Here is a 26,044-nt window from a genome sequence, read left to right on the forward strand (position 1 = left end):
TCTTCGACAGGGATACGGGCACGAGTGATCGTGCCCGTAGTTCATCAAGCCTTGAAATAATCAAGGAGCTTTTCGTTCGGCATTTCGGTCGGCGCCCAGTACGCATCAGTGAGATCTGCGCGATAGAACTGGGAGAGCGTCTCGTCGGTGATCGGCTTGGGGCGGTTCGTCCAGTTACGCTGAATCGGCTTCCCATCCAGCAAGGCGAAGGCGGCCCGTAGCGCGGCAGTAGACAGAGCGGGTGGGCAAATCGGACCGATCGAGGAAAGTTTTTCGTCATTCCAACGACGCATCCAGCCGTTAAGTGCTTCGCCCGTGATTGGCGGGATCGTTGAGGCGCCAGCCTCCTGCAAGGCATCCAAAACGCCAAGAGACATGTTGGCTCCATCGGTCCAGATGCCCGCGACATCGGGGTCGGAGAGATACAAGCTTTCGGCGATCTTCTTTGAGTCCTCATAAGACCAGCTTCCGTGCTGGGTCGACGTGATCTGAAGTCCAGACTTGCTGAAGACTTCCATGGCGCCTGCATAACGATCTGCATCGATGGGATGCCCGGCGACGCCACGCAGAACCCATACCTTGCCCTTGTTGCCAAGCTTGTCGACGAGGAACTGAGCCATCACGCGCCCGAAATAGAAGTCGTCGCCCTGGACCTGAACCGTAAACTCCTCGGTGTCGACGCGTCCGAGATAGACTACGGTTGGAATGCCAGCAGCCTTTGCCTTCTTGATGCCCTCGACGGCGGAACCGGTGGTTAGCGGTGCGATGATGATCGCATCGACCTTCTGGGCGATCAGATCCTCGATATCGGCAACTTGTTTGGAGGCATTGAGATCAGCGCTCCGGAACTGGTAATCAGCGATCCGATCCTTGTTCTTTTTTATTTCATATTCGGCTTCAAACGCCGTCTGGTAGGTATGCGTTGAACCAGCGAGGCCGTAGTGGCTGTGTCCGATCTTCCACGGGCCTGACTTCTTGAACTTACCCGCGTCGACAATTGGGTTGGCGCCTTCGGAGGGCCAAGTGTCAGGTAGGAGACTGATCGCGTCGTCGGCGCGAAGAATCCCCGGCATTCCGAACGTGCCGGCTACAGCAATTGCCCCGCTCGCTTGTAGAAATGTACGTCTCTTCATGAAAATTCCTCCTCCGGCCGCTCTGGGCGGCATTGTCTGTTAAGGCGAGAGCCTTGCCTTCCCAAGCCGTGCCGGACTCTCCTCAATACGGCGGAGTGCATTGGTATGAGCTATCAGACAATCTGTCAATAAATATAAACTTCGACGTTCGTTTTTTCGACATCGTTTTGTTTTCACTTGCACATAGTCGCACTTGACGGATTGTCCGATAGTGCGACAATATTCGTGTTCGCTAAATCGATGGGAGGGTTATGAATGTCCATTCTGGTGATTGTCCGGCATGGCCAAAGCGAAGGGAACGCGCGCGGGGAGTTCACGGGTGCGAGCGACGTTCCGCTCACACAGGAGGGCTGGTCTGAGAGCAGGCGAGCCGGCTCACTGCTCGCGAACCTCGGCATCTCGTTCGATATTGCGTTTAGCTCTGCCCTCTTGCGCACAGTCGACACTTGCAAAGCGATTTTGAACGAAACCAACGGCGATCTGCTGGAGCCAATCAGGAGAACCGAGTTGAACGAACGCGACTACGGACAGCTCACCGGCATCAACAAGAACGTGGCACGTGAGCGGTGGGGCCAGGATGTTGTCCAGGTTTGGCGCCGCTCGTACAGCACTCCACCACCTGGGGGAGAAAGCATACGGGACATAAGCGCGAGGGTTCTGCCCTTTTTGATAAGCGAAGTGTTCCCCCCCTTGTTGAGAGGGAAATCGGTTCTTGTGGTGGCCCACGGGAATACGATCAGGTCACTAAAGCAGGGCATCGAACGCCTCACGATCCAGGATACGCTCGCTATTGAGTCACCGACCGCCGCGCCAACTGTATACCGGATTGCGTCGGACCTCTCGATCATCGAGAAGACTAACGTCCTGGTTGGTACTGTCTGTTAAGCCTGGCTGGCAGTAGCATCGTTTGTAGTCGGTTGAACTTGGCAATACCGGTGTCTCGAAGCTGTCGATAGCCTTCAGAACCGGCTCGACGTCGGCAAGCGACGCCATCCGGCTCGCCTCACACGTTGCTACTAAATTTTCGTCTGCCGATCTTTCAGCCCAAAGCGGGACAAGACGCATGCTCCCTTTCGAACATGCATCGGAACCCTTTGATCACTTCAAATCAGCGTTCACTCGTGACTTTGCAAAAATGCAGCCCTGCTCCGGTTGAACTGATCTAATTTAATAGAGTAATTATTGACTGATTGTCTGACGATGAGTACGTTCGCGCGAATTGCGTTGTGAGCCTTGGAGGAACAGTTACATGAAGCAGGCATATGCGGCGGTCTCGCGCGAAAAGGCGAAGCCCTTGATCTTGGAGTGCATAGGGATTGAGGAACCTCGTGCAGACGAGATTTTGGTCCGCATCGTCGCATCGGGGGTATGTCATACCGACCTGGTGGTCAGGGACCAGGGATATGACGTACCTCAACCTGTTGTGTTGGGACACGAAGGCTCTGGCGTCGTCGAGGCCGTCGGGAGCGCAGTTAAAGATCTTGTGCCCGGTGATCACGTTGCTTTGAGCTACGCCTATTGCGGCAAGTGCGAAAAGTGCCTTTCCGGTACACCTTTCTACTGCGAGGACTTCTTCGGTCGCAATTTCCGCGGCACTCGTCCGGATGGCACCTGCCCGATCCATGATTCTCACGGGAAACAGATTAGTGGCTGCTTCTTCGAGCAGTCGTCATTTGCAACCTACGCCATCGCCAGCGAACGAAACGCCGTGAAGGTTGCAAAGGATGTTCCACTCGAGTTGATCGGACCGCTCGGGTGCGGGCTTCAGACCGGTGCTGGCGCGGTACTGAATTGCCTCAAGCCGAAGCCCGGCTCGTCAATAGCAGTGTTCGGTGCTGGTGCGGTTGGCATGGCGGCTACGATGGCCGCGAAAATCGCCGGATGCGCGACCATCATCGTGATCGACTTGAACGATGAACGGCTGGAACTTTCGCGCGAACTCGGGGCGACGCACACGATAAATGCCCGCAAATTGGACAGCGTTGCCGCGATCAGGAAGATCGTCCCCGCAGGCGTTGATTTCAGCTTGGAATGCACGAGTTCGCCGCGAGTTTTCCGTCAGGCAGTCGACTGCCTTGGTACGCCGGGAACATGCGGTCTCGTTGGCTCGTCCGCTCTCGGCACTGAAGGCACGATCGATATCGGGAACTTCCTTTTCGGCCGCACATTGATCGGCGTTGTCGAAGGACAAAGCGTTCCGTCCGAGTTCGTCCCGCAGTTGATCGAGTATTGGCAGCAGGGACTTTTCCCGTTCGACAAACTGGTTCAGTTCTATGACCTCGACCAGATCAACGAGGCGATGGCTGATTCCGAGAGCGGCAAAGTCATTAAGCCGATCCTTCGCATGAAGCATTAGTTTTGCGAGACTTTTCGAAAGACAAGACGGACCGCGATTAAATGCGATCCGTCGGAACAGCCGTGCTCAAGACGAGATATGGTCGAACGCTGCTTTCGATGCAATCGCGGGCCACATCACTCCGATACGCCTGCACGAATGATGTGCTGGCAGGGCCCACGCAAAAGCTCTAGGACTCTGCCGGTCAAAGGCGGCCCCCTACAATCACCGGCAGGTAAGTGGCGAGGGCGGCTCCGTTATCCAAGGGGTCCAGAGAACACCTGCGCGCCAAACACTGAAAAGACGTTGTTCCGGCCGACGTGTTCAGCTGACGTGTCCTGGTCCAACAGGTGGCCAAACCGATCGCGCTTTGTCTTAAGATAAGTGATGTTGGACGCGCTAGATGCGGCGATCAGACTCTGGCGAGACGACACGATGACGCCTGACGTTCGCAGCGCCTCTATTTTTGTAGGATTGTTGGTCAGAAGCCGAACGCTGCCGATACCGAGGTCGCGGATGATATCCGCCGCTGCGTTATATTCGCGGGAATCAGATGCGAAGCCGAGTTCCCGATTTGCCTCAAGAGTATCACGACCATGATCCTGCAGGCTGTAAGCCGCAATTTTGTTTCCTAAGCCAATGCCACGCCCCTCTTGCCCACGCATGTAGATCACGCAACCAGCGCCCGCTAACTGGACCGCCCGAAGAGCCATTTCGAGCTGTTGACCGCAGTCGCATCGCATGGACCGGAACGCCTCACCTGTCAGACATTCAGAATGCACCCGTACCAGAACGTCTTCCTTCTCGCACAACTCGCCAAGTGTCAAAGCTAAGTGTTCCGTTCCCGTCAAACTATCGCGATAAGCAATTGCCTTGAAATCCCCAAACCGCGTTGGCATAAAGGACTGCGCGTAACGCTTTACCCTCGTATCACGACTCCTGCAGTACTCAATCAAAGCGTCGATCGTTACTATGTGCAGGCCATGTTCGATTGCGAACTTCTCGAGATCTGGCAGTCGAGACATGGTTCCGTCGTCATTGGCGATCTCGCAGATTACGCCAGCCGGCGCCAGGCCGGCAAGTCGTGCAAGATCCACGGCAGCTTCGGTGTGGCCAGGACGGCCCAGGACACCGAGACGATTTGCACGCAAAGGAAAAATGTGACCCGGTCGCGATAGGTCTTCCGGCCGCGTCTGCGGATCGATGAGCGACTTGACGGTTGCTGCTCGATCTTCGGCTGAAATCCCTGTCGTTGTGCCGTGTTTGCAATCGACGGAAACGGTAAATGCCGTCTGCAGTGAGTCCGAATTACGTGTGACCATCAGGGGGATCTCGAGTTTGTCGAGACGTTCGGCTGGAAGTGGCACGCAGATAAGGCCTCTCGCATATTTCATCATGAAAGCGATGTGCTCAGCTGTTATTTTTTCGGCAGCAACGACTAGGTCGCCTTCATTCTCCCGGTTTTCGTCGTCGACCACGATAACCATCTCGCCCGCTTCGATCGCCTCGATCGCCTCATCTATGCTCGAAAAAGACATGGAATCCTCCTCCTTATTATGGGCTGACGGCGCGACGCGCGGCATCGAGCTCTCTGTCGACAAGCGCGCGCAGGTTCTCAGAAAGAGCATCGTTCTGAAAATCTTCATCGAGAGCGAAAATGAAACGGCTATGTATTTGCGCTTCGAAAAAGTCGAATAAGGCTTCCATCGAGGCTTCGACGAGCGGCTTGTGACTCGATGCTTTACCGGTTGCAAAAGGGATCACATAGCGGCCCTTAAGCGCTTTCATGTCGACAAGGTCGAATAAATGCTTCAGCAACCCAGTGTAAGATGCTTTGTAGACCGGACTACCAACAACTAGCACGTCACTAGCCAAAATATCGTTGAGTGCCGCTTTAACAATCTCAGCGGCGCTGGAGGGCAACACTGTTGCCCCAAGGTGCGGATGAAGGTCGACAAGGTCCCAGCAGCTTGCTTCGTTGCCGGACGCGCGCACCCGATCCACCATGAAGTCTGCTACGGCCCGGGTTTTCGAGGGGCGCGATAAATTCCCCGTTATTACAACAACTTTCATGTCACAGGACTCCCAACATTCTCGCATAAGACAATCTTACAATTTTCACTCACACCGCAATGGAGGTCGTTGAGGACCCGTGGGGGCAAAAATAGTCTTGCGGTGTCCTGAGCCCTCACAACCCGTAATTTCCCAACCTCGAAGGCTGGATTGCTTCGCAGAAGTCTTCTGTATCGTACGACTTTATTCTCTCAATGGGTGGGCTCGCCGTGCAAGCGCACCTACTGTCTGCAATCCCTGCCGCTTTTACCGACCCAGCACGTTTGCGTTAGAACCTCCTGGACACGGAATGAGGCGTTGCCGCTTGATATACGGTCGCCGTGGCTCCACCTCAGTTACGACAGGTAGTATCCCGGTCACTTACGGGAACTCTGGTGAGCTTGCCTTCGATGGATCATGGGCGAGCCAAGGTTTCGCATGCGATACCCATACGTTTGACATCGGCACACTTCCAGGATCGGTATCGAACGTGCCGGCTCTAACGACTTTGAGCTCCGGGCTGGCCGGCCGCTCCGCATAAACGTGCGAGCCACATACCGAACAAAACCACCGCAGCTTTCCAGGCGTCGATTCGAAGCTATGAAGCGTATCTTGGCCTGTAAGGATCTTGAAGTGCTCGCTTTTCACCTTCGCAGCGGTATTGTGATCAGCGGCGTGTGACTTCCGGCATGTTTGACAGAAGCAATTCCACATGGATCCATCAATTTCCTGAACCTGGTACGTAACCGCTTTGCATTGGCATGATCCGAAGATTGGCATCGGGTATCCTTTCACTGATTCATTACGTTGATTTCAAATTTCTCGTCGCCGCTAAGCCAGCGTTTGATGTTGCGCGCAGCCTGGCGGATGCGGTGTTCGTTCTCGACGAGCGCCAGACGGACGTAGTCGTCGCCCTGTTCGCCGAAGCCGATGCCCGGGGCGACGGCGACGTCGGCCTTCTCGACCAAGAGCTTGGAAAACTCCAGCGAACCGAGATGACGGAACTTTTCCGGAATCTTCGCCCAGGCGAACATCGTCGCAGCCGGCGGCGGCACGTCGAAGCCGGCCTTGCCGAAGCTTTCGACCATGACGTCGCGGCGACGCTTGTAGACGTTGCGAACCTCAGCAATGTCGGAGCCGTCGCCGTTCAGCGCATGCGTCGCCGCCACCTGGATCGGCGTGAAAGCACCGTAATCGAGGTAGGACTTGACGCGGGTGAGCGCCGCGATCAGCCGCTCGTTGCCGACGGCAAAACCCATGCGCCAGCCGGGCATGGAGAAGGTCTTCGACATCGAGGTGAATTCGACCGTCACGTCGATCGCACCGGGCACTTCGAGAACCGACGGCGGCGGAGCGCCGTCGAAATAGATCTCCGAATAGGCAAGGTCGGAAAGCACAATGATGTCGTGCTTCTTGGCGAAGGCAATGACATCCTTGTAGAAATCGAGCGTCGCGACAAGGGCCGTCGGGTTCGAGGGGTAGTTGAGGATGAGCGCCAAGGGCTTCGGGATCGAATGTCGGACCGCGCGCTCAAGCGGCGGGAAAAAGCTTTCGTCCGGCTCCACCGACATGGAGCGGATCACGCCGCCGGCCATCAGGAAACCGAAGGCGTGGATCGGATAGGTCGGGTTCGGGCAAAGGATCACATCGCCGGGCGCGGTGATCGCCTGCGCCATGTTGGCGAAGCCTTCCTTGGAGCCCAAGGTGGCGACCACCTGGGTATCCGGGTTGAGCTTGACGCCGAAACGGCGGGCATAATAGGCGGCCTGGGCACGGCGCAGCCCCGGAATGCCCTTGGAGGAGGAATAGCGGTGGGTGCGCGGATCCTGCACGACCTCGCACAGCTTGTCGACGATCGACTGAGGAGTGGGAAGGTCGGGGTTTCCCATGCCGAGATCAATGATATCGGCGCCGCCCGCTCGCGCGCTTGCTTTCAAACGGTTGACCTGTTCGAAAACATAAGGCGGCAAACGTTGAATTCTGTGAAAGTCCAGCACACTATTTCCAATCAAATCGCAGAGACCTCCCGCGCCGATTATAGAAACCGACGCGGGAGGCTGGGAGGTCTCCTTCCGGAGAACATTCATTACTTCTTCGGCCGCCAAGCTAACGGATCTTCAGGACGTTCGAAGTAGTTTGCAGCGACGTCTGCAGGCCACCAGCCGTTGTTCTTCGGCTCGATCCAATCCGTGGAATTGGGATCGCAATCTTCCTTCAGCACTTCCTTCACGTCATCAATGGTGTAAGGAAGCGCAGGACGAAGAATCGACTGGATCTTTGGTCCCTGGCCTTCGAGCGTTCGCATCATGACGTCCCACACAAGGCGGGCATCAGACCGCGGCGGCCAGAAATGGAAGCTCTTGCTTATGAAATCAGGGTTCTTACGCCAGTAGCAGGCTGCGGAAGCCTCACCCCCGAGCACGATAGGCATCATGTCGCGGCCGGATTGCTGTACTGCGTTCACGACACCGTTTTCTGAAGCGGACTGAACGAGAATGCCATTAACCTCAGCAAGATTGGTGGCAAGAAACTTCTGAACCTCAACCTGGGCGACCTGGTCGGTCCATTTGCCAGCTATCGTGCCTACAATTTTGATACCGGGGAATTTATCGAACGCGTTCTTCGCGCCGATGTCGAAGCTGTCTGATGATGCGAAACCGGGGATGCCCGATACCATCAGGACGTTGCCTTTTTCACCGATTTCCTTGGCAAGCCATTCAGCAGCCTTGTAGCCACCGTCGGTGTTATTCTCTGTGGCATTGATTGCGTAGGGTGATGTGACATAGCCCGAGACTGAGAAGACTGGCACGCCTTTCGAATGAGCATACTCTATGGTCTTGTTAAGTGCGGTAATGTTCGAGCAGCAAATGACGATCGCATCAACACCGTCGTCAACCATCTGCCGCATCTGCTGGATTTGGACAGCGTCTTTGAGGTCAGACTGCGTGACGATTAGATCGGAGACTAGGCCTGCTTCCTTATATTTCGGAAGCAATACGTTGGTGAATTCGTCCAGGATGTTCGCGCGCCAGGTATTACCGGCGTATGTGGATGCATAACCAATTTTCCACGGCGGTGGACGTTTTGGAACAAAATCTTTGTACACCGTCCCCCCGAGCGGAATGGCGGGATCGATATTCTCGTAAAGCGCCTTTTGGTCCGGCGGCAACGAATCGAGGCCGTCAGCCTTCGCCACGCCGTTCATGTGATAAAGGCTCGACAGCGTAAAAAGCGCTGCAACGATTTTCTTCAGCATTCAGGGCCTCCTCCCCTTGTGGTTCCGCTCAACCGCCGGCCCCTTTGGCCGCCAGCCGCGAAAATCCTGCCAGAATCTGGCAGAGTTCGTGTCGGGACGGCAATCGCCGTCCCGAGGACTGGTTCAGTTGCGCAGACCGGCTTGCTTGAGCAGCGGCATGACACGGTCGTTAAAGAAGGGAAGTTCCTCGTTGTAATCGACCATTGTCAGCAAGGCGCCGTTGACGCCTGTATTGCTGAGATCCACGAGCTTGTCGGCGACTTGTTCTGGATTGCCGACGATCGGGTATCCACCCCAGCCAGCGACGAAGCGTTCCTTGAATTTTTGATACATTTCGGCAGAATGGTTTTGAGATTGCACCTGCAGAACTTCACAGATGTTCTCGCATGCCTCCCAGTCACCCTTCTGGTTGACGTAGTAGTCGTAGTATTCCTTTGCTTCCTTCTCCGTTTCGCGAACGATAACGGGGCAAGCTGTGAATGTGCCAAGATCACGGTTATATTCAGTACGCGCCAGGTCCTTCACCTTTTTGACCCAGGCAGCGCCGGATTCCATGTCTTGCATGAAGCCGAAGTTGAAGTCGCAGAACTTGGCGGTGAAATGCAGTCCCTTGCCCGAGGCGCCGGCGCAGATCAGGAGCGGGCGACCCGCCTTGTTGTAGGGTTTGGGTTCACTGAAGGCGTCTTTGACTTTGAGGAACTCGCCTTCGAAGGTAACGCCATTGCGTTTCCAGAGCGTCTCGACGATATCCATCCATTCAGTGGCGTATTCATAGCGGGTGTCGTGCTCCATCATAGGAACTCCGAACATTTCCATTTCGGGAGTGAACCAGCCGGTAACGAGATTGAGGCCGTATCGACCCTTCGAGATGTGATCGATTGTTGTCGCCATCTTGGTTGCAACAATCGGGTTTAGCGTCGGAATGTGAGTCGTTGAGAAGAACTGGAGCTTCGTGGTGACCGCCGCGAGAGCGGCCGCCCAGGTGAACGTATCCATGTTCACGCCATTGAAGTTTGAAGGACCGCCAAAACCACGCCAGCGTGCAATCGGCACCATGCATTCCCAACCGGCTGCCTCAAGCTTCTTTGCAATCTCGACGTTGTGGTCGAAGGTAGGTTCGAACGTTGTCTCAGCGAGCGTAATCGCGCATGCATTCGAGCAATTCGTGCCAAATACGCCGAGCTTGAGCTTGTTATCATTGAACATTGGGTTTCCGGCAGCGCGGAAATCGTCTTGTGCGGTCACTGTAGTCCCTCCTCGGGCTGGCAACGGATGATGCTCAGCCCACTCAAATGCGTTGAATAACTAGATGCCCATCTCGTCGAAAACTTCCGCTGCCACGCGGAAGCTGTCGATGGCCGCAGGAACACCGCAGTAAATCGAAACCTGGAGGAAAACCTCCCGAATTTCCTCTTTGGTAAGACCGTTGTTGATTGCTCCGCGAACATGCAGTTTCAGCTCATGCGGACGATTGAGGGCCGAAATCATCCCGAGATTGAGGATGCTGCGCTGCTTGCGCTCCAGGCCCGGCCGATTCCAAATCGCGTCCCAGCAGTATTCCGTGACGAGGGTTTGCATCGGCCAATTGAAGTCGGTGGCTTTGCTGACCGACGCATCAACATAGCCCCCCCCCAAGACTTCGCGCCGGGTCTTTAGTCCGCGCTCAAAGCGCTCTGTGACTTCACGTCCATGAATTTCTCTTGCGGGTGCCATATTGCTCACGCTTTTCTCCTTGCCGCCCTTGGGCTTTCGATGAGTGATGTGATTGGTGGTTAAAGCCACCTACTATGCGGCCGATCCACTGATGGACGACGACCTGACGAGTTGACCGTTTTCGTAGAGAAGCGGCGCGATTGACTCGATGAACCGTGCTTCGAGCACTTCTCCGAGCACAACATCATGCGTTCCAACGTGAACGACATCTTTTAGCTTGCAGACAAACGCCGCCTGCGCATCTGACAGGACCGGCATGCCGTCGAGAGACAGCCACTCGCCGTAATGAAAGCGCTCTTCACCCTTCAATTGCCCACTGAACAGCGGCACAAGATCGGCATGTGAAAGATGCAGCATGTTCACGGCGAACTTCCCGGAGATCTTCAAAGGCTGATTCACCGAAGCCGATTGGTTGATGCAGACAAGAACAGTTGGTGGGTCCGCGGTAACCGACTGGACCGCGGTGGCGGCCATGCCATGACGGACCCCGTTGAGTTCGGTCGTGATCAAGCAGATGGTTGATGTGAACCGACGCATAGCTGCCTTAAAAGCCAACTGCGCCTCAGTGCTGGTATCGGCCATATTGTCCTCCCACGGCCAAATTCGATCGAGCCTAGATAAACAGATCAGCAGACAATCTGTCAACTGGATTTTCACAATTGACAGATTGTCTGCTAAAATGTCTTCTAAGGCACCCAAAAATGAGGAGATGGTCGATGGATTTGAATCAAAGGGTTTGTATCGTCACAGGGGGCGGCAGCGGCATTGGTCGTGCGACCGCCGAGCTTTTCGCAAAGAACGGCGCCTATGTGGTTATTGCTGATGTCAATGAAGACGCCGCGGTTCGTGTGGCGAACGAGATCGGCTCGAAGGCTTTCGGTGTTCGCGTCGACGTCTCGTCCGCCAAGGACGCGGAAAGCATGGTTGAGAAGACGACCGCAAAGTGGGGCCGGGTCGACGTGCTCGTCAATAATGCCGGGTTCGGAACGACGGGGAATGTGGTGACCATTCCTGAAGAAACTTGGGACCGGATTATGTCCGTAAACGTCAAAGGGATCTTCCTTTGCTCAAAGTACGTCATTCCTGTTATGCGACGGAACGGCGGAGGTTCGATCATCAATACGACTTCCTACACCGCAACCTCAGCAATCGCGGACAGGACTGCCTACGTAGCATCGAAAGGAGCAATATCTTCGCTGACGCGCGCGATGGCCATGGATCATGCGAAAGAGGGAATTCGTGTCAACGCGGTCGCTCCAGGGACAATCGACTCTCCTTACTTCACGAAAATCTTCGCCGAAGCGAAGGACCCCGCGAAGCTTCGCAGCGATTTCAACGCCCGTGCCGTCATGGATCGGATGGGGACAGCTGAAGAGATTGCTGAAGCAATGCTTTTTCTTGCGTCCGATCGTTCGAGGTTCGCGACCGGTAGCATTCTGACGGTCGATGGCGGCTCCTCGATCGGAAACCACCTGGTCAAGTGAAGGAAAGGGCGGCACTCGTCATGCCCTTACATTTGAGGCAGGAACACCGGGTATAAGGCTCCAGCCTCGTTGATCATTGACGTGTTCCTAACCCGTCAATGACAGCACAGAGCTGTTGGCCTAGGCGCAGCTCTTGTCGGACTTGCGGCACGCTCCAGCAAATATGATAGAGAAGGAGAAGGACTGCCGGCGACAACTAGATCTAACAGCGGAAACTGGATCAAGGACATTTCGCAATTTTTGTCGAATAACCCCACGATGTCGGTCAGATGACGTCATGCGAGTGCCGACCTTCCGGAATAGCCGCATGCTGGTTCCGAATGCCCTCTATCGCAACGCTGTCGGCATAAGTTTAGTCCGGAATACAAGGTGATACGATCGTGTCCCGGGAGGTGGTGTAGGTCGCGGCTGATGGCCGTGCTTTCCCGACATGGGTCGGAAGGGGATATCAGCGTGCCACAGCGGGGCAGGCTGATTTGGGGATCATCGCTCATTTGGGCCATGGTCTCAAGCGTCATATACCTGGCGCGTTGAACGGCCCATTCATCATTCTGTTCGAGCAGCAATGCACCGACGAGACGGACGATGGCTTCGTCGTTCGGAAAGATGCCGACGACCTCGGTGCGTCGCTTGATTTCGCCGTTGAGACGCTCAATTGGATTCGTCGAGTGCAGCTTTGCCCGGTGCTCTTTCGGGAAGGTCATGTAGGCGAGCACGTCCTCTTCAGCGTCGTCCATGATGGTGGCAAGCTTCGGCACTTTCGGCCTGATTTGATCGGCGACACTGCGCCATTGTGCGCTTGCTGCCTCCGGGGTCTCCTGGGCAAAGGCCGTCGCGATGAAGGCGGATACGACCCGCCTGCCGCTCTTTCCAGCATGCGCGAGCACGTTCCTCATGAAGTGAACCCGGCACCTTTGCCAAGTGGCATTGAGAACCTTGGTGACGGCGGCCTTGAGACCTTCGTGCGCATCGGAGACAACAAGGTTCACACCACGTAATCCTCGACGTGTCAGCCTGCGCAGGAATTCCGTCCAGATCGGTTCGGCCTCCGAGGTGCCAACTTCCATACCCAGGACCTCGCGCCGACCGTCGCTGTTGACGCCGACCGCGATAATGACGGCGACTGAGACGGTGCGGCCGCCACGCCGGACCTTGAGATAGGTCGCGTCCACCCAGACGTACCGCCACTCACCTTCAATCGGCCTGTCGAGGAACGCCTTCACTTTGACGTCGATCTCTTCACATAGGCGGCTCACCTGGCTTTTGGAGATGCCGCTCATACCCATGGCCTTGACCAAGTCGTCGACAGAACGAGTCGAGATTCCCTGGATATACGCTTCCTGGATAACGGCCGTCAGAGCTTTCTCTGCCATCCGACGCGGTTCAAGGAAGCTCGGAAAGTAGCTGCCTTTGCGCAGCTTCGGAATGCGAAGCTCGACGGTGCCAGCCCGCGTCTCCCAATCGCGGTCACGGTAGCCATTGCGTTGTGCGAGCCGCATCGAGTTCTTCACACCGAAGTCTGCAACCGTAGCCGAGCCTACTTCCAGCTCCATCAGCCGCTCGGCAGCAAGGCCGATCATCTCACGCAACAAATCTGCATCGGCACTCTTCTCAACAAGGGAGCGCACGTTCATCATGTCATTGGTCATCGGTGATCTTTCCGTCAGGTTGGTCTTGAACAACCCGACCCTAGCGGAAAACACTGATGGCCGCCCGCAAAGCCGATCACCCGCTACAGCGCAATGACACGCGCGGGCGCTACGTACTGGGACACGATCGGTAAATGGCCAACGCGGTTGCTTTGTGATCAGCCGTTATCTTCGACGAACCGAATAGCGTCTTGCAAGAAGCTCCGGAAATAGTCAGGATTTTCGCACATCGGAAAGTGCCCAAGCCCCTCCATAACGACATGACGGCTGCCAGGAATGAGGGCCGCTAGCGCTGCTCCGTCTGCAGGCGTCGCAGAGTAGTCATAGGTCCCGGAGAGAAGAACGGTCGGTGTTCGCTTGGCATCAATCTTCGGACCGACGACGGCACCGTCGAACTCGTCGCTGTAGAACGAAAGATCGCCGGGATAAACTCCAGGAGCACCCTGCGAGTAGATCCAACTGGCGCGGCGTCGCTCTTCTTGCGGGCTGAGCGGGCTCATGATTCCGCGGACATAGGCTGAGTTATGAAGCGACCCATGAACGTTGACGTTGTGTTGAAAGGGGTTGCGACGGCCCTTTGACTTCAACGGCGGCTCGACCGCAATTACACCCATTAGACGTTCCGGTCGCTCCGCCGCCAGCACCATGCACATCGCCGCGCCCATAGATCCTCCAACGACGATAGCTCTGTCTCCGACGAGCTGGTCGAGTATCGCCGTGCACCAGGTCAGGTAGAGATCCGTTGTGAGTTGATAGGGCGAGCCGTCCCAAGTTAAAGGAGGCATCGAACGTCCGTGAAACGGCAGATCAACTGAGATCAATCGGTTCGTACGCGCAAACCCAGTGTCGGAGAGTTGCGGTAGAAACTGACGGCCGTCTGCGCCAGCCGTATGGAGGAAAAGGATAGGAGTTCCTGCACCGGCTTCCTCGTAAAAGATATCGTGTTCTACGCCGCCGACCTCTACCCGCTTATAGCGTCCGGTGACCTGTTCAATATTTCGATCGACCTTCGGCGCAACTAGGGGCGGAGACGCTACGACGATCTCGAACAGTCGCTCCAGAGCGGGACGCGCTTGAGCGATTGCTACGGGCGAACCAGATAACGTGAACTCAGGGTTAGCGAGTTGAAAGGCGGTGAACGAATGGTAGGTTGCCGGCGGCGGCACCTGCATAACCTTTTCCCAAGCTCCTTCTGGGGCACTCAGTATGACGTCAGCATTTTCGTCCGCGCCGTCCAGTGCGACTATCCCGCCTCCCACAGCAAGTGATGACTTTTCTGGTCCAACTTGCAACGAGATCCGTGTTGTAAGACCTGGGGTCAGTCGCGGTAGCTCCGGATCTTCGATCGCCAGGGTTACGCGTTTAATCAGCTCGGCATGGGCGCCCATACGTCCTCCCTAACAAAATGATGTTGTTGGGAAGCCGCACTTCCTGTGTCTCACCTCCCATAAGAGAGGTAAGCAGATTTTCAGACAATCTGTCAACCTTAGCCGTCGCCTGAACTTCGTTTTGTGGAACTACTCGGAGGTTTCGACGGGGTTCTTGCTCAAGTAGTCCAACGCCACCTTAGCCGCGATTTCGATATGGCGCTTGCAAAGCGCGGCTGCCCTGTCGCCATCACGCAACGCAATGGCGGCCGCAATCTCTCTTATCTCGAAAACGCTGTTCTGCAGCCGCCCTGGCTGGGTCATCGATGTCATCCGCAACAATGTGACCCGGTTGTGCAACGACGTGAGCATTTGCTTCACAAACACGTTCTTGCTGCCGGTCATCAAACAATCGTAAAAAGCGGTCTTGGCTTCGATGATCCGCGTTCCGGAACCGCTCTTGGCTGCGGCTTCGAACGCTTCCACGGTCTCGAGGAGAGCAACGATCTCTTCATTCGAACCGTTCTCGGCGAACTCCTGGCCGGCAAAGCTTTCAAGCAGCGCGCGTACACTATAAAGCTGCCTAGCCTCCTCGTAGCTGATAGTGCTGACAACCGGCCCCCGATGCGGATAGCTAGTAATAAGCCCTTCAGCTTCTAACTGGCGTAGCGCCTCGCGAACTGAAGTTCGGCCAACCCCGATGAGTTCGCACAACTCGCGCTCCACCAGCCGCTGCCCGGGCTTGAAACGGCCACTTGAAATAGCCTGCCGGAGCTTATCCTCAACAAGGATTCGAAGAGAGGCGTTTTGACGTGTAATCTGGAGGTCGATCGTTCCCATTCACAACAAACCTTCGATGAAATTTCTAGTGACGCACAGAATCAATATACTGCCGGAGCGTTTCGTAGGACAACCCGATTGTCTGCAAACAGCAAAAAATTTCAATCGGTTTATTGTGGGTCACAGGAGAACTCTAGCGAACTGGAGGTCTGGCGCAAGGGGAGAAAATTTCTGTAGCACCTCAGGGTCATGACCCGGAATGATGAGTCCGTTTGCTCCGGCAAGGACGCGGAGCTTGTTGTAACCCTCGATTACCTCTAGGTAATCTGCAAACAGGGGAAACGCGCCGTCATTTTCAAGATAGTGCTGGAAATGAAGCGCGTCGGAAGCGATAACCAGCAAAGCGCCGCCTGTTGCCACCGTAACAACTTGCAAACCTTTCGAGTGACCGCCAACCAGATGCACCCTGCATCCAGGAACAATTTCCCCATCCCCATCATGGAACCGTACCCGTGACTGAAAAACGAGCCGGACCGCGTCGACGACACCTTCTGTAGCAAAAGGCCGACGCATTCGCTCATGGCACATACACCGCCCCGTTCCATACGCCATCTCCCGATCCTGAATGTGAAAAGTGGCGTTAGGAAAGGCCGGGAGGTTTCCGGCGTGATCGTAGTGCAGGTGTGTCACAACGACATCAGTAATTTCGCTGGATTTGATGCCAAGGCTGCTCAGTGCTGCCACCGGATGGATCAAGAGGGTCCGCCCTCTGGCCGCGCCCTCTCCGGCTTCGAAACCAGTGTCAACAAGAATTAATCGGTCCTCGAGACGGATCAGCCACACGAAGTAGTCGATTTGTGATGGACGATCATGAATGTCATCCGTCTCTAGTATCAGGTCACTTACTGGTCTTTGCGCGGTGCCGTAATGGATGGCGAGCACTGTCCACTCGTTCAAGAGAATTCTCCCCGCCATCAGTCCATCAAGACTAGGTGTCGATTGATCTCGGCCCTGTCAAGACGGTCGAAAACCTCATTGATCTCATCAAGGGGGCCAGTGCTCGACAGCAATTTGTCCACTGGCAGCTTACCTTTGAGGTAAAGGTCGATATAGCGGGGTATGTCGCGCGATGGCACGCAGGAACCCATATAGCTGCCCTTGATCGTTCTCTCCTCTCCGACCAACGGCAAGGGCGAAACCTCGAAACGGGAATTTGCGCTGGCCAGTCCGGCCGTAGCGGTCATCCCTCCGCGCCGGGTAATCTCATATGCAAGCTCGAATGCCTTTTTGGATCCAGCCATCTCTATCGCGTAGTCTACCCCGCCGCTTGTCGCGCCTTTTACTTGGGCAACAATATTCGGCGAGGTGGCCAAAAAAGTCTTCGTCGCTCCCAGCTCCTTGGCAAGATCCAGCTTCGCTTGGATTAGGTCGATCGCCACGATATCGCTTGCACCGCTCGCAACAGCGCCAAGTATCGCCGAAAGGCCTACGCCGCCGAGCCCGATTACCGCCACACTACGGCCTGGGCGGACCCCACACGTGTTCATCACAGCTCCAACGCCGGTCATAACGGCACAGCCGAAGAGAGCAGCTGTCGCCAAATCGATATCTTTGGTCACTTTGACTACCGAGCTCGCCGACACGACAGCATATTCGGAAAACGCAGAAACGCCGCTATGGTGGTTAATTTCGTATCCTCTCAAACGGATGTGCTTGCCGCCGGATAGAAGCGTTCCTGCAGCATTGGCCTGGTAGCCCGGTTCGCAGAGGCTGGCGCGGCCTTCAGCGCAATATGAGCAATGGCCACAAACCGGCAGGAATGACATGACTACATGGTCACCAACCTCAACCTTCTCGACACTCGGTCCGATTGCTGCGACGACGCCAGATGCCTCATGGCCTAGAGCGACTGGAAGCGGACGCGGTCTGTCCCCATTGATTGCGGACAGGTCAGAGTGGCAGACACCGGCAGCCTTGATCTTGACCAACACCTCCATGGGGCCAGGCGGCGTCAGTTCCACAAGCTCAATCTTAAGAGGTTTCGAATTTGAATAGGGCTTCGGCAGACCCGACTCCCTGAGGATTACCGAACGCATCTGCATCTTTGAAATTCCTTATCGATGTGCAAGCAACTGCATTGGAGAGGGGATATAGCGGAATCCGTCTCCGTTTCGCACCACATGCCCGGCACCTGGCCATGCGAAGTGATAGGACATTACCGCAATGCGATCTGTCGCCAGCATATCAAGCACGCGCGTGCGGGATCTAGCTGACAGCTTCGGGTCCGTGTCGTATCGGAATTCCATCATCGGCCTCTCCATCAACAGGATATGATGGTGCGTAAGGTCGCCGAGAAAACAGAGGCGATCGTTTCCCGACTGCAGCATAAAACAATGATGACCGAGCGTGTGGCCGGGGGCCGAAATCGCGTGAACGCCCGGCAAGAACTCCTCGCCGTCTTTGAAAAAGAAGGTCCGATCCTTGTGGGGAAGCAGGTTTCGCCGAGCGTTATCGATTTGAAATTGAAATGAAGAATCGATCGACGACCCGTCCGTCCAGTCCGTGAAGTCTCGCTCACTGATGAAGATGTCGGCGTTCGGGAAATTTAACCTTCCATTGGCATCGCACAGACCGCCGATATGATCGATATGGGCGTGCGACAGAACCACCGCATCGATCTCCGTCGGATCTCGACCTGCCTCTCTCAGGCTGGCTAGGAGCCGACCTGTGGTGGGCCCGAAAGCTTTGGAAGACCCCATCCCGGTATCAAATAGAATTGTTCTTCCATTTATCTCAACAAGCGGCACGTTTTGCTCGAGTACAACTTTGTTCGTTGGCAGGAAATTGTCCTCTAGCATCAGGCTGACCGTGCGTGGCTCTACCCCCAAGAAGTTCAGGCGAGGATCTCCTAGCTCTAACGGCCCGTCGGACAGTACCGTGATTTTTCCATCGCCAAATTCGAACGGATAAAAATACGGAAGCTTGGCCAGGTGATGCATACTAAGAGACACTGATTTTCCTCCCATCAGGTGCTTGGCGACATTTTTGGCAGATTGTATGATAATCTGTCAAATATTTTTGAAGAAAGCCATATCGAGAGCGACTGCCTTGCTTTAGGAGCCGGTGTACCGCGTTTTCCCCGGCCTACCGAATGCCGCGCAGTAGGAGCAGAGCATTCGAGAATGCGGCTCGCGGGGCCGCACAACGCATGGTCGTTGACCCAGCGTTGCCCCCTGTTCCGCGAAAAACCGCAGACATTCAGAGATTGACGAGGCTCAAGTTGAGTTGTCTCACAGCGCGCACCGCATCACCGTCCATCAGACAGGTGACATTTTCCCTTATTCGCGCTCATCATCGCGAAGCGGCGTAACGATCTGAAACGAAGCCGGTGGCGGACGCGCGCACCCAAAGAGCGATCAATTCCATCTTCGGCAGGGCCTTGCTGTAAAAGAAGCCTTGCGCCGAACCGCATCCGTTCGCTGCGAGAAATGCTGCCTGCTCGGCGGTCTCAACACCTTCCGCCACCACGTCCTGTCCAAGACATTGTGCAATGGACAGAATCGCTTTGACCAATTCTTCGTTCCTTTTGTCCGAGCTATTTATGAATGACCGATCGATCTTCAGCGTGTCGATCGGGAAGCGGGCTAGATAGTTGAGCGCCGAGTAACCGGTGCCAAAATCATCGATAGCAATCGAAAATCCCATTTGACGCAGCTTAAGAAGCGTCTGCAGGGTCTCGCCCTTCCGATCGAGAAGCAGACTCTCCGTGATTTCGATTTCGATCCATTCCGCGCGGCAACCGGTTTCACCGAGGATTGCAGCGATCTCGTTTACCAACCGTGAGCATTGGAATTGCTTACCCGAAAGGTTGACTGCAATCTTGTGCAGGTGGTGGCAATCGGCGTTCAGCTCCTTCGCCGTCTTGCACGCTTCACGCAGCACCCATCGCCCGAGTTCAACGATCAGCCCGGTATCCTCAGCGACCGGAATGAATCGAACCGGCGGAATCATGCCCATCTCGGGATGAGGCCATCTCAACAACGCTTCCGATCCTATCATAACGCCGCTGTCCAGAAGCACCTTGGGCTGGTAGTGCAGCTCCAATTCTTCGCGCTCGATAGCGCGGCGCAATTCAGATTCCAACTGCATGCGCTCCTCCACGCCCACAGTCAAATCCTTCGAATAAAAGCGAAAACTGTTTCTCCCCGAGCGTTTGGCAAGATACATCGCAGAGTCGGCGTATTTCACCAGATCGTTGACATCTGTGCTGTCGTCGGGCGAGATCGCGATGCCTACACTGCATGACACGTAGACTTCCTTGCCATCCAATAGGAAAGATTCCTTGAATCTCTCGAGGATCGAGCACGCAACCCAATCGAGATCGTCGGTTGTCTGGATTTCCGGCAACAGAATCGCGAACTCGTCGCCGCCGAGACGCGCAACCGTGTCGAGATCGCGGACAGATTTCTTAAGCCGGGTAGCGACCTGGCAGAGTAGTTGATCACCCACAGGGTGACCCATCGTATCGTTCACGACTTTGAAATGGTCGATGTCAATCAGCATTACCCCTGTCCGCCGACGTTGAGACGACGCGTCACTGACGACCTTTTGCAATCGCTCGTTAAACAGCAAGCGGTTCGGCAAAGAAGTCACCGGATCGTAAAAGGCCATTTGCCTGATTTTTTCCCGCGAGGCGTTCAGTTCCGTGACATCGCGAGAGACCCCGAGGACTCCTGTAACCTCTCCCCCGGCGCCGAGGACCGCAAGTTTACGTGTTTCGAGAAGAATGGACTGACCGTTCTCCGGGGAAACCACCCAATTCTCGTCGATAAGTATGCCACCGGCTTCGATCGTGGCCTCATCAGATTTTCCGGAAATGTGAGCTCTCTCAGCCCCGAACAATTCAAGGTCCGTTTTTCCAACGACCTCCGCCTCCGATTTCCCGGTCAGCCGCTCAAATGCATGATTGCACAACAGGTGTACGCCATCGACATTCTTTACCCAAACCATGTCAGGAATGGTTTGCAGCACACTTAGCAATTGCGTCCGCACGGAGTTGATGGCGTCTTCCGCCTGCCTTCGTTCCGTGACATCACGCGAAAATGCCAGGAGCGTGGTGGCGGCGTCAGGATCGGCGCTTGGTCGTCTAGCCACCGACAACTCGAACCATCGGGTCTCGCCGTTTGGCAAGGATACGCTAATGCATCGACCGTAGGCAACTCCTTCACTGCTTGCAGTTCGAAGCGCCTCCATTGCAATAGCCGCTTGATCAGGCGCAAGAACTTGGTCGACCGTCCTACCCAGTAGCATTTCCCGCTGCTGGGCTAGTAGTTCGGGATTTCTGGTCCAGACCTGAAGATATCGCCCATCCTCGTCGACCTCAAACAGAACGTCTGGAATAGCGGTGACGATCCCTTGGGCTAGTTCGAGAGCGTTTTTGAGTTCCTGCTCCGCCAACTTGTGTTCGGTTATGTCAATGATAACGCCAATCAGACCCGCGGGCTCGTCGTCGTGACCTCTGAAAACTGCCTTGTTGCAGACAACATCCAGGATGGCGCCGTTTGCGAGAGCGATCTTACGCTCGGAGACTTGGGCTCCACCCCTTTCAAGAAGGCCTTTCTCTTCAATAGAATAAATTTCCGCCAGTTGCGTTGAACTGAGATCAAAATCTGTATTCCCGATGATCTCGTCGCGCGAGCGACCGAGGAGATCTTCGAAAACCTTGTTGCAACCGACATAGCGACCGTGCAGATCTTTGAAGAAAATTGGGAGAGGCAACACGCCGATCAATGCTTCAAGCAGCGCTCCTCGGTCGGCTGAGGTATCATGATGCAGCGCTTCGTCTCTCCGGCGATTGCGCCTTTTCTGAAAAAAGGAGCGTTGCCAAAGCGGTTGTAAAGTCGAATCCATCGTGAAGCTCCTTACCGAGGGCCAAGACAGGATGCATCATCCATCCGATCAGGAATTCCGGGAACGCCACCCAAATCATTCGAGCAACAAATTGATGCAGATATGTCAGTAAGGCGTCGAACCGCGCGTCGGCCTGAGCCGGATAGTGCGGTCGGAAATGAACTTTGCTTTCACATTCGAAGCAACAACCTTCGCGGCAGCACGTAGATTGATTGGCGCAATGAGTATGTTGTCCCGTTTGGCGAGAGGAGGGCCGGAGGAAGAATGCTACCGCGGAGCAAATATGTTCGTTGGAACCGGATCGCTTGTCTCATGTCTCCTGAGGCGACCCGGGCATTTCCCAATTTGAACTGTCATTCCTTAGCGCAGCCTACCTTGCACGAGAGCCGATCATGAAGGCACCGCATTCCACACAGACCCCGCATGCGATCTTCAATCGGCCGGCTTCCAGGAGAGCGGATCCGCTGGGTTATCGAAATATTTAGCAGCAGCGCTGGCAGACCACCAAGCTGTATTCTTCGGCTCGATCCAATCCTCAGAGTTAGGATCGCAATCAGCTGGCAAATCCGCCATTACATCCTCTATGGTACTGGGAATTGCTGGCCGCAGGATTGTCTGAATTTTGGGGCCCTGTCCCTCAAGAGTTCGCATCATTACGTCCCATACGAAACCCGCCTCAGAGCGCGGCGGCCAGAAATGAAAACTCTTGCTTACGAAGTCGGGGTTCCGTCGCCAGTAACAGGCTGCCGAAGCTTCGCCCCCTAGAACGATTGGGATCATGTCGCGCCCGGACTGGCGCACCGCGTTGATAACACCATTCTCAGCTCCCGACTGAACGATAATACCATCAATTCCACCGGGATTCGCTGCAAGGAATTTTTGCACCTCGGCCTGCGCGACCTTGTCTGTCCACTTCCCGTCGACATGACCTACGATCTTTATCTCGGGATAATACTCCAGAGCCTTCTTTGCGCCGACGTCAAAGCTGTCCGAGGAGGCAAAGCCGGAGATCCCCGAAACGAGAAGCACATTGCCACTTCCTTCGATTTCTTCAGCGAGCCACTTCGCCGCCTCAAACCCGCCTTGCATGTTGTTCTCAGTTGCGTTGACGGCGAACGGCGATGTTACGTAACCAGAGTACGAGAACACAGGCACTCCTTTTGAATACGCATACTCTATCGTAGGATTAAGCGCCGTGAGGTTCGAACAGCAGATAATAATTGCATCAACGCCGTCGTCTACCATCTGCCGCATCTGCCTGATCTGGACAGCGTCTTCAAGATTTGACTGGGTGACGATGAACTCGGAGACCAGCCCCGCTTTCTTGAAAGCTGGAACAATCTTGTTTGTGAACTCATCAAGAATACTCGCACGCCAAGAATTGTCAGCATATGTCGATGCGTACCCAATTTTCCACGGCGGTGCTCGCTGTGCCTTAAACGTGCGGAAGACAGATTCACCTGTAGGCAACTTTGGATCGAGCAACTCGTAGGTTTTTCGTTCCTCCCGCGGCAATTCCGTAAGGCCACCGGCGGCCGCTACAGAAGGGATCACCAAGCCGGTGATTAGAATAATGGCTCTTGTAATTTCACGTATGCGCACGGATTTGATACCTCTCGTGTCTCTGAGCATTGCAAAGCAGTTGATCTCTTGAAGGTTGATCGGCTCTAGGCGGGTTTTTTACAGTCAGACGGGCGGCGAAAGGGAGACCAAGAGCCTAAGCCCGGATTTCGCTTCCGTAAGCGGATTTCCCTTCAGTAGAACGCCGCTATCACAGTGGCCATCCGACGCGTGGCAGTCTCGTTCGATGCGCAGCTTACGCCACTAACCTAACCCGACGCGTCGACTTATCTTCGGTCAATTTGAATGAAGCGAGCCGCTCGCTGAGTTCGTTAGTCTGATCCGAGAGAGTCTTTGCCGCGGCATTTGTCTGCTCGGCCATGGCAGCGTTTTGTTGTGTTCCCTGGTCAAGTACATTGACGTTATTGTTGATCTCGGCGAGGGACGCCGCTTGCTCGCGGCTCGAATTGACGATTTGATCAATCCGATCGGAAATCTTCAAGATCGACGCCGTTATGTTGTGTAACGCCTCACCTGCTTTCCCCACGTAATCTGAGCCGATCGCCACCTCCGAAGAGGATTCCGAAATCAGGTGGCGAATCTCGCGGGCTGCAGCTGATGATTTCTGGGCAAGTTCGCGCACTTCCTGGGCTACGACTGCAAAACCCTTTCCGGCATCTCCAGCACGAGCCGCCTCGACACCAGCATTTAGTGCCAAAAGATTTGTCTGGAACGCAATCGTATCGATCAAACCAATGATTTGGCCGATCTTGTGGGACGCGTCTTCTATTCTGCCCATTGCGTTGATCGCATCGGTCACAATGGTTGCCGCACCCTCGGCGTGTTCTTTAACAACGGACACGAAAGCCTGGGTTTCATAGGCATTCTCGGATGATTTTCTGACCGTGACCGTCACCTGTTCGACGGCGGCCGCAGCCTCCTCCAGTGAGGCGGCTTGCAATTCAGTTCGCCGCGACAGATCATCTGAGGCTTTGAAAAGCTCGCTGGTTCCCCATTGAATTTGATTGGTATTCTCGTCGATATGAGACACTGTCTCTCTCAGGATCGAAAGCGAGTGATTGAAATCGCGCCTCAGCGGCTCAAGATTGGGATGGAATTGGCGGTCAATTTCTTGAGAGATGTCGCCACGCGCCAATCGAGATAACGCCTCTCCTAGAATGGTGACGGCAGTTGCGACCTCCTCCTCCATCTGAGCGCGTTCGCGTTCACGATCCATCCGCTCCTGTTCAACGGTTTTCCTATCGGCTTCCGTTCGTGTCTCGATGTCCATCTTCGAGACAGCATTTTCACGGAAAACCTCGAGTGCGCGAGCCATTTCACCTATTTCGTCTCTCCGGTCACGTCCGACAATCTGCGATCGAAGATCGCCCTTTGCCAGCTCTTGCATGCGCTTCGCGATCCGTTCGATCGGGGCGCGAAGTGTCGCCATCAGGCCGGCGCCAGCCGCCAAGGCTACCAAGACGCCGGACACTGTGGCGATAGTTGACAGCAAGCGGGCAAGATTGCTTTCATTGCGAGCATCGTTTTCCTGAGTTGCTGCAAAGGTTACGAGGTTTTTCCAGATCTCCTGGCCGGTTTTGTCCGCCTCAGAATATTGCGCTTGGCGGGCTTCCGCTATCTTGACCAGCTTCTCTGTGTTCTCTTGGATAGAATCCACCTGGGCGAATAGATCTTCCTGCATTTTATCGAAGCCAGATATCGAGCTGGCAACGCCTCCAACTGCCACGGTGTCACGCGCCAATTTTGTAAGTTGCTCAACGAGGCGCTGCTGATTCTCTGCGTTGGCTGTACGGAACAGGTTATTGATTTCGATTTCGATCGAATCGGCGTCCTGGCCGATCGTTGTCGCCGTCGCAACAAGCATTTCGGAATCCGTCAACGCTTTATCCAACGCCCGGATCGCATTTGTTCCTTCAATCATGTGCTGGATCGCATCCACTCGCAGGTTCGTCGCAAAGCTCTGTAGGTCAGAGCCGGCAAGCCGTGTGGAAGGGTCGACAAATTCGGGGTTGGCGATTAGCTTGGCGATAGTCCTCTCAATTTTAGTAACGGCCTGCTCGTCAGCAGTCGAGACTACCCGCTTAACTGTTTTTAGCGACTTTTTGATCACAAGCCCTTGCTGGGCGACAGTCGGAGGCTGCTTCGCTCCGTCCGGCAAGCTCACCAAGTCTTCCGCTATGTGTTGCATAACTGATGCCGTATCGAGTGAGCGGGTAGCCTCCCGGAGCATGGTTTTCCCGGAGTTCTCCTGATTGCGTACTTGTGAGCGCACATCAACCGCAGCCAATTTAAGGGCGCCTCCGACCTCCTTGATCTTCGACAAGTTGGAAACAATGTCGCTGCGAACGGATTCCTCGTCATTATGCAAAGACCACATGCGGCCGATGCTGCCCGAGATAACGGACATTGCCGATACACTGTTTTCGAGCGCACCAGTTTCGCTCCCGCTACCTGCCGCCGCTTCCTGGAGCGACTGCATGGTTGCGCTCTGCCCGTTTAAACTTGTCAGCGCCTCATCTCGGTACTCCGTTGAGCTTTGCGCCAAAAAGCGGTTCATGCTTTCCGCGACACTTCGAAACCCGCTCAAGGTCTGAAGAACCTCATTTGAAAGCCGAAGACGAGACTGAAGCAAGCCAGTTGCTTTTAAGCCGACCCCACCAACTGCCGCCAATATCAGGATCAAGGGTACAAGTACCAATAACACCTTTGCTCTTATGGTAAAGGTGGACAACAGGCGATCGACGAACATACTTACCTCCAAAGGGCTCAAACGGTGCTGGGGCC

20 protein-coding genes and 1 pseudogene are annotated in these 26,044 nt (G+C 55.1%); 3 read left to right on the forward strand and 18 right to left on the reverse strand.

Features of this window, described 5'->3' with window-relative positions:
* Window positions 1–44 precede the first annotated feature (44 nt).
* Window positions 45–1,133 (reverse strand): substrate-binding domain-containing protein, encoded by a 1,089-nt coding sequence (locus tag C4N04_RS27665; protein ID WP_004671515.1) that lies wholly within the window; start codon window positions 1,131–1,133, stop codon window positions 45–47.
* Window positions 1,134–1,388: 255 nt separating this feature from the next.
* Here C4N04_RS27665 and C4N04_RS27670 point away from each other — a divergent pair, with 255 nt between their 5' ends.
* Together C4N04_RS27670 and C4N04_RS27675 are read left to right on the forward strand one after the other, a co-directional pair.
* A complete protein-coding gene (locus tag C4N04_RS27670) occupies window positions 1,389–2,018 on the forward strand; it encodes a 2,3-bisphosphoglycerate-dependent phosphoglycerate mutase (RefSeq protein ID WP_106797505.1) in 630 nt (209 codons plus the stop codon).
* 364 nt (window positions 2,019–2,382) lie between these two features.
* Window positions 2,383–3,489 carry an NAD(P)-dependent alcohol dehydrogenase gene (locus C4N04_RS27675; RefSeq protein WP_004671520.1) on the forward strand — a complete coding sequence of 369 codons (1,107 nt, stop codon included), beginning with the start codon at window positions 2,383–2,385 and terminating at the stop codon, window positions 3,487–3,489.
* Between the two features lie 236 nt (window positions 3,490–3,725).
* Here the strand turns inward: C4N04_RS27675 and C4N04_RS27680 are convergent, their stop codons facing one another.
* From C4N04_RS27680 to C4N04_RS27715, 8 genes are all read right to left on the reverse strand, one after another.
* Window positions 3,726–5,006: a bifunctional 3,4-dihydroxy-2-butanone-4-phosphate synthase/GTP cyclohydrolase II gene (locus C4N04_RS27680; protein ID WP_037145498.1), complete on the reverse strand. Its 1,281-nt coding sequence runs from the start codon at window positions 5,004–5,006 to the stop codon at window positions 3,726–3,728.
* A 16-nt stretch (window positions 5,007–5,022) separates the two neighbouring features.
* Window positions 5,023–5,541: an NAD(P)H-dependent oxidoreductase gene (locus C4N04_RS27685; protein WP_004671524.1), complete on the reverse strand. Its 519-nt coding sequence runs from the start codon at window positions 5,539–5,541 to the stop codon at window positions 5,023–5,025.
* 360 nt (window positions 5,542–5,901) lie between these two features.
* The gene (locus tag C4N04_RS27690) at window positions 5,902–6,300 is read right to left on the reverse strand and encodes a GFA family protein (RefSeq protein WP_106797506.1); all 399 of its coding nucleotides are present in this window, start codon (window positions 6,298–6,300) and stop codon (window positions 5,902–5,904) included.
* Between the two features lie 11 nt (window positions 6,301–6,311).
* Window positions 6,312–7,529 carry an LL-diaminopimelate aminotransferase gene (locus C4N04_RS27695; protein ID WP_106797513.1) on the reverse strand — a complete coding sequence of 406 codons (1,218 nt, stop codon included), beginning with the start codon at window positions 7,527–7,529 and terminating at the stop codon, window positions 6,312–6,314.
* 77 nt (window positions 7,530–7,606) lie between these two features.
* Window positions 7,607–8,776, reverse strand: coding sequence for an ABC transporter substrate-binding protein (locus C4N04_RS27700; RefSeq protein WP_008534383.1), 1,170 nt, complete (start codon window positions 8,774–8,776; stop codon window positions 7,607–7,609).
* Between the two features lie 123 nt (window positions 8,777–8,899).
* Window positions 8,900–10,021 (reverse strand): LLM class flavin-dependent oxidoreductase, encoded by a 1,122-nt coding sequence (locus C4N04_RS27705; RefSeq protein WP_011053356.1) that lies wholly within the window; start codon window positions 10,019–10,021, stop codon window positions 8,900–8,902.
* 60 nt (window positions 10,022–10,081) lie between these two features.
* The gene (locus C4N04_RS27710; RefSeq protein WP_004671531.1) at window positions 10,082–10,489 is read right to left on the reverse strand and encodes a carboxymuconolactone decarboxylase family protein; all 408 of its coding nucleotides are present in this window, start codon (window positions 10,487–10,489) and stop codon (window positions 10,082–10,084) included.
* Window positions 10,490–10,561: 72 nt separating this feature from the next.
* On the reverse strand, window positions 10,562–11,071 hold the full coding sequence (locus C4N04_RS27715) for a flavin reductase family protein (RefSeq protein ID WP_008534378.1): 510 nt from the start codon (window positions 11,069–11,071) through the stop codon (window positions 10,562–10,564).
* Between the two features lie 134 nt (window positions 11,072–11,205).
* On the opposite strand from C4N04_RS27715, the gene C4N04_RS27720 reads away from it, so the two are divergent.
* Window positions 11,206–11,973, forward strand: coding sequence for an SDR family oxidoreductase (locus tag C4N04_RS27720; protein WP_106797507.1), 768 nt, complete (start codon window positions 11,206–11,208; stop codon window positions 11,971–11,973).
* Between the two features lie 464 nt (window positions 11,974–12,437).
* On the opposite strand, the pseudogene C4N04_RS27725 reads toward C4N04_RS27720, so the two are convergent.
* The 9 genes and pseudogenes from C4N04_RS27725 to C4N04_RS27770 all read right to left on the reverse strand — a co-directional run.
* Window positions 12,438–13,622 (reverse strand): annotated as a pseudogene (locus C4N04_RS27725) (IS256 family transposase); the annotation flags it as partial.
* 158 nt (window positions 13,623–13,780) lie between these two features.
* Window positions 13,781–15,010: an alpha/beta hydrolase gene (locus C4N04_RS27730; RefSeq protein ID WP_008534369.1), complete on the reverse strand. Its 1,230-nt coding sequence runs from the start codon at window positions 15,008–15,010 to the stop codon at window positions 13,781–13,783.
* Between the two features lie 129 nt (window positions 15,011–15,139).
* Window positions 15,140–15,829, reverse strand: coding sequence for a GntR family transcriptional regulator (locus C4N04_RS27735; protein ID WP_016737430.1), 690 nt, complete (start codon window positions 15,827–15,829; stop codon window positions 15,140–15,142).
* Window positions 15,830–15,949: 120 nt separating this feature from the next.
* Entirely contained in the window at window positions 15,950–16,744 is a 795-nt protein-coding gene (locus C4N04_RS27740) for an N-acyl homoserine lactonase family protein (RefSeq protein WP_016737429.1), read from the reverse strand.
* Entirely contained in the window at window positions 16,744–17,871 is a 1,128-nt protein-coding gene (locus C4N04_RS27745; protein ID WP_004673287.1) for a zinc-dependent alcohol dehydrogenase family protein, read from the reverse strand. Before C4N04_RS27745 ends, C4N04_RS27740 begins: the two co-directional genes overlap by 1 nt.
* A gap of 12 nt (window positions 17,872–17,883) precedes the next feature.
* Window positions 17,884–18,780: an MBL fold metallo-hydrolase gene (locus C4N04_RS27750; RefSeq protein WP_237350508.1), complete on the reverse strand. Its 897-nt coding sequence runs from the start codon at window positions 18,778–18,780 to the stop codon at window positions 17,884–17,886.
* A gap of 340 nt (window positions 18,781–19,120) precedes the next feature.
* Window positions 19,121–21,679 (reverse strand): EAL domain-containing protein, encoded by a 2,559-nt coding sequence (locus tag C4N04_RS27760; protein WP_106797508.1) that lies wholly within the window; start codon window positions 21,677–21,679, stop codon window positions 19,121–19,123.
* A gap of 432 nt (window positions 21,680–22,111) precedes the next feature.
* Complete coding sequence (locus tag C4N04_RS27765) at window positions 22,112–23,311, reverse strand: ABC transporter substrate-binding protein (protein WP_106797509.1); 1,200 nt, start codon at window positions 23,309–23,311, stop codon at window positions 22,112–22,114.
* A gap of 184 nt (window positions 23,312–23,495) precedes the next feature.
* On the reverse strand, window positions 23,496–26,009 hold the full coding sequence (locus C4N04_RS27770) for a HAMP domain-containing methyl-accepting chemotaxis protein (protein ID WP_106797510.1): 2,514 nt from the start codon (window positions 26,007–26,009) through the stop codon (window positions 23,496–23,498).
* Window positions 26,010–26,044: the final 35 nt, after the last annotated feature.

It is taken from the genome of Rhizobium sp. H4 (assembly GCF_003013335.1).
GTDB classification, from domain to species: Bacteria; Pseudomonadota; Alphaproteobacteria; order Rhizobiales; family Rhizobiaceae; genus Rhizobium; species Rhizobium sophoriradicis.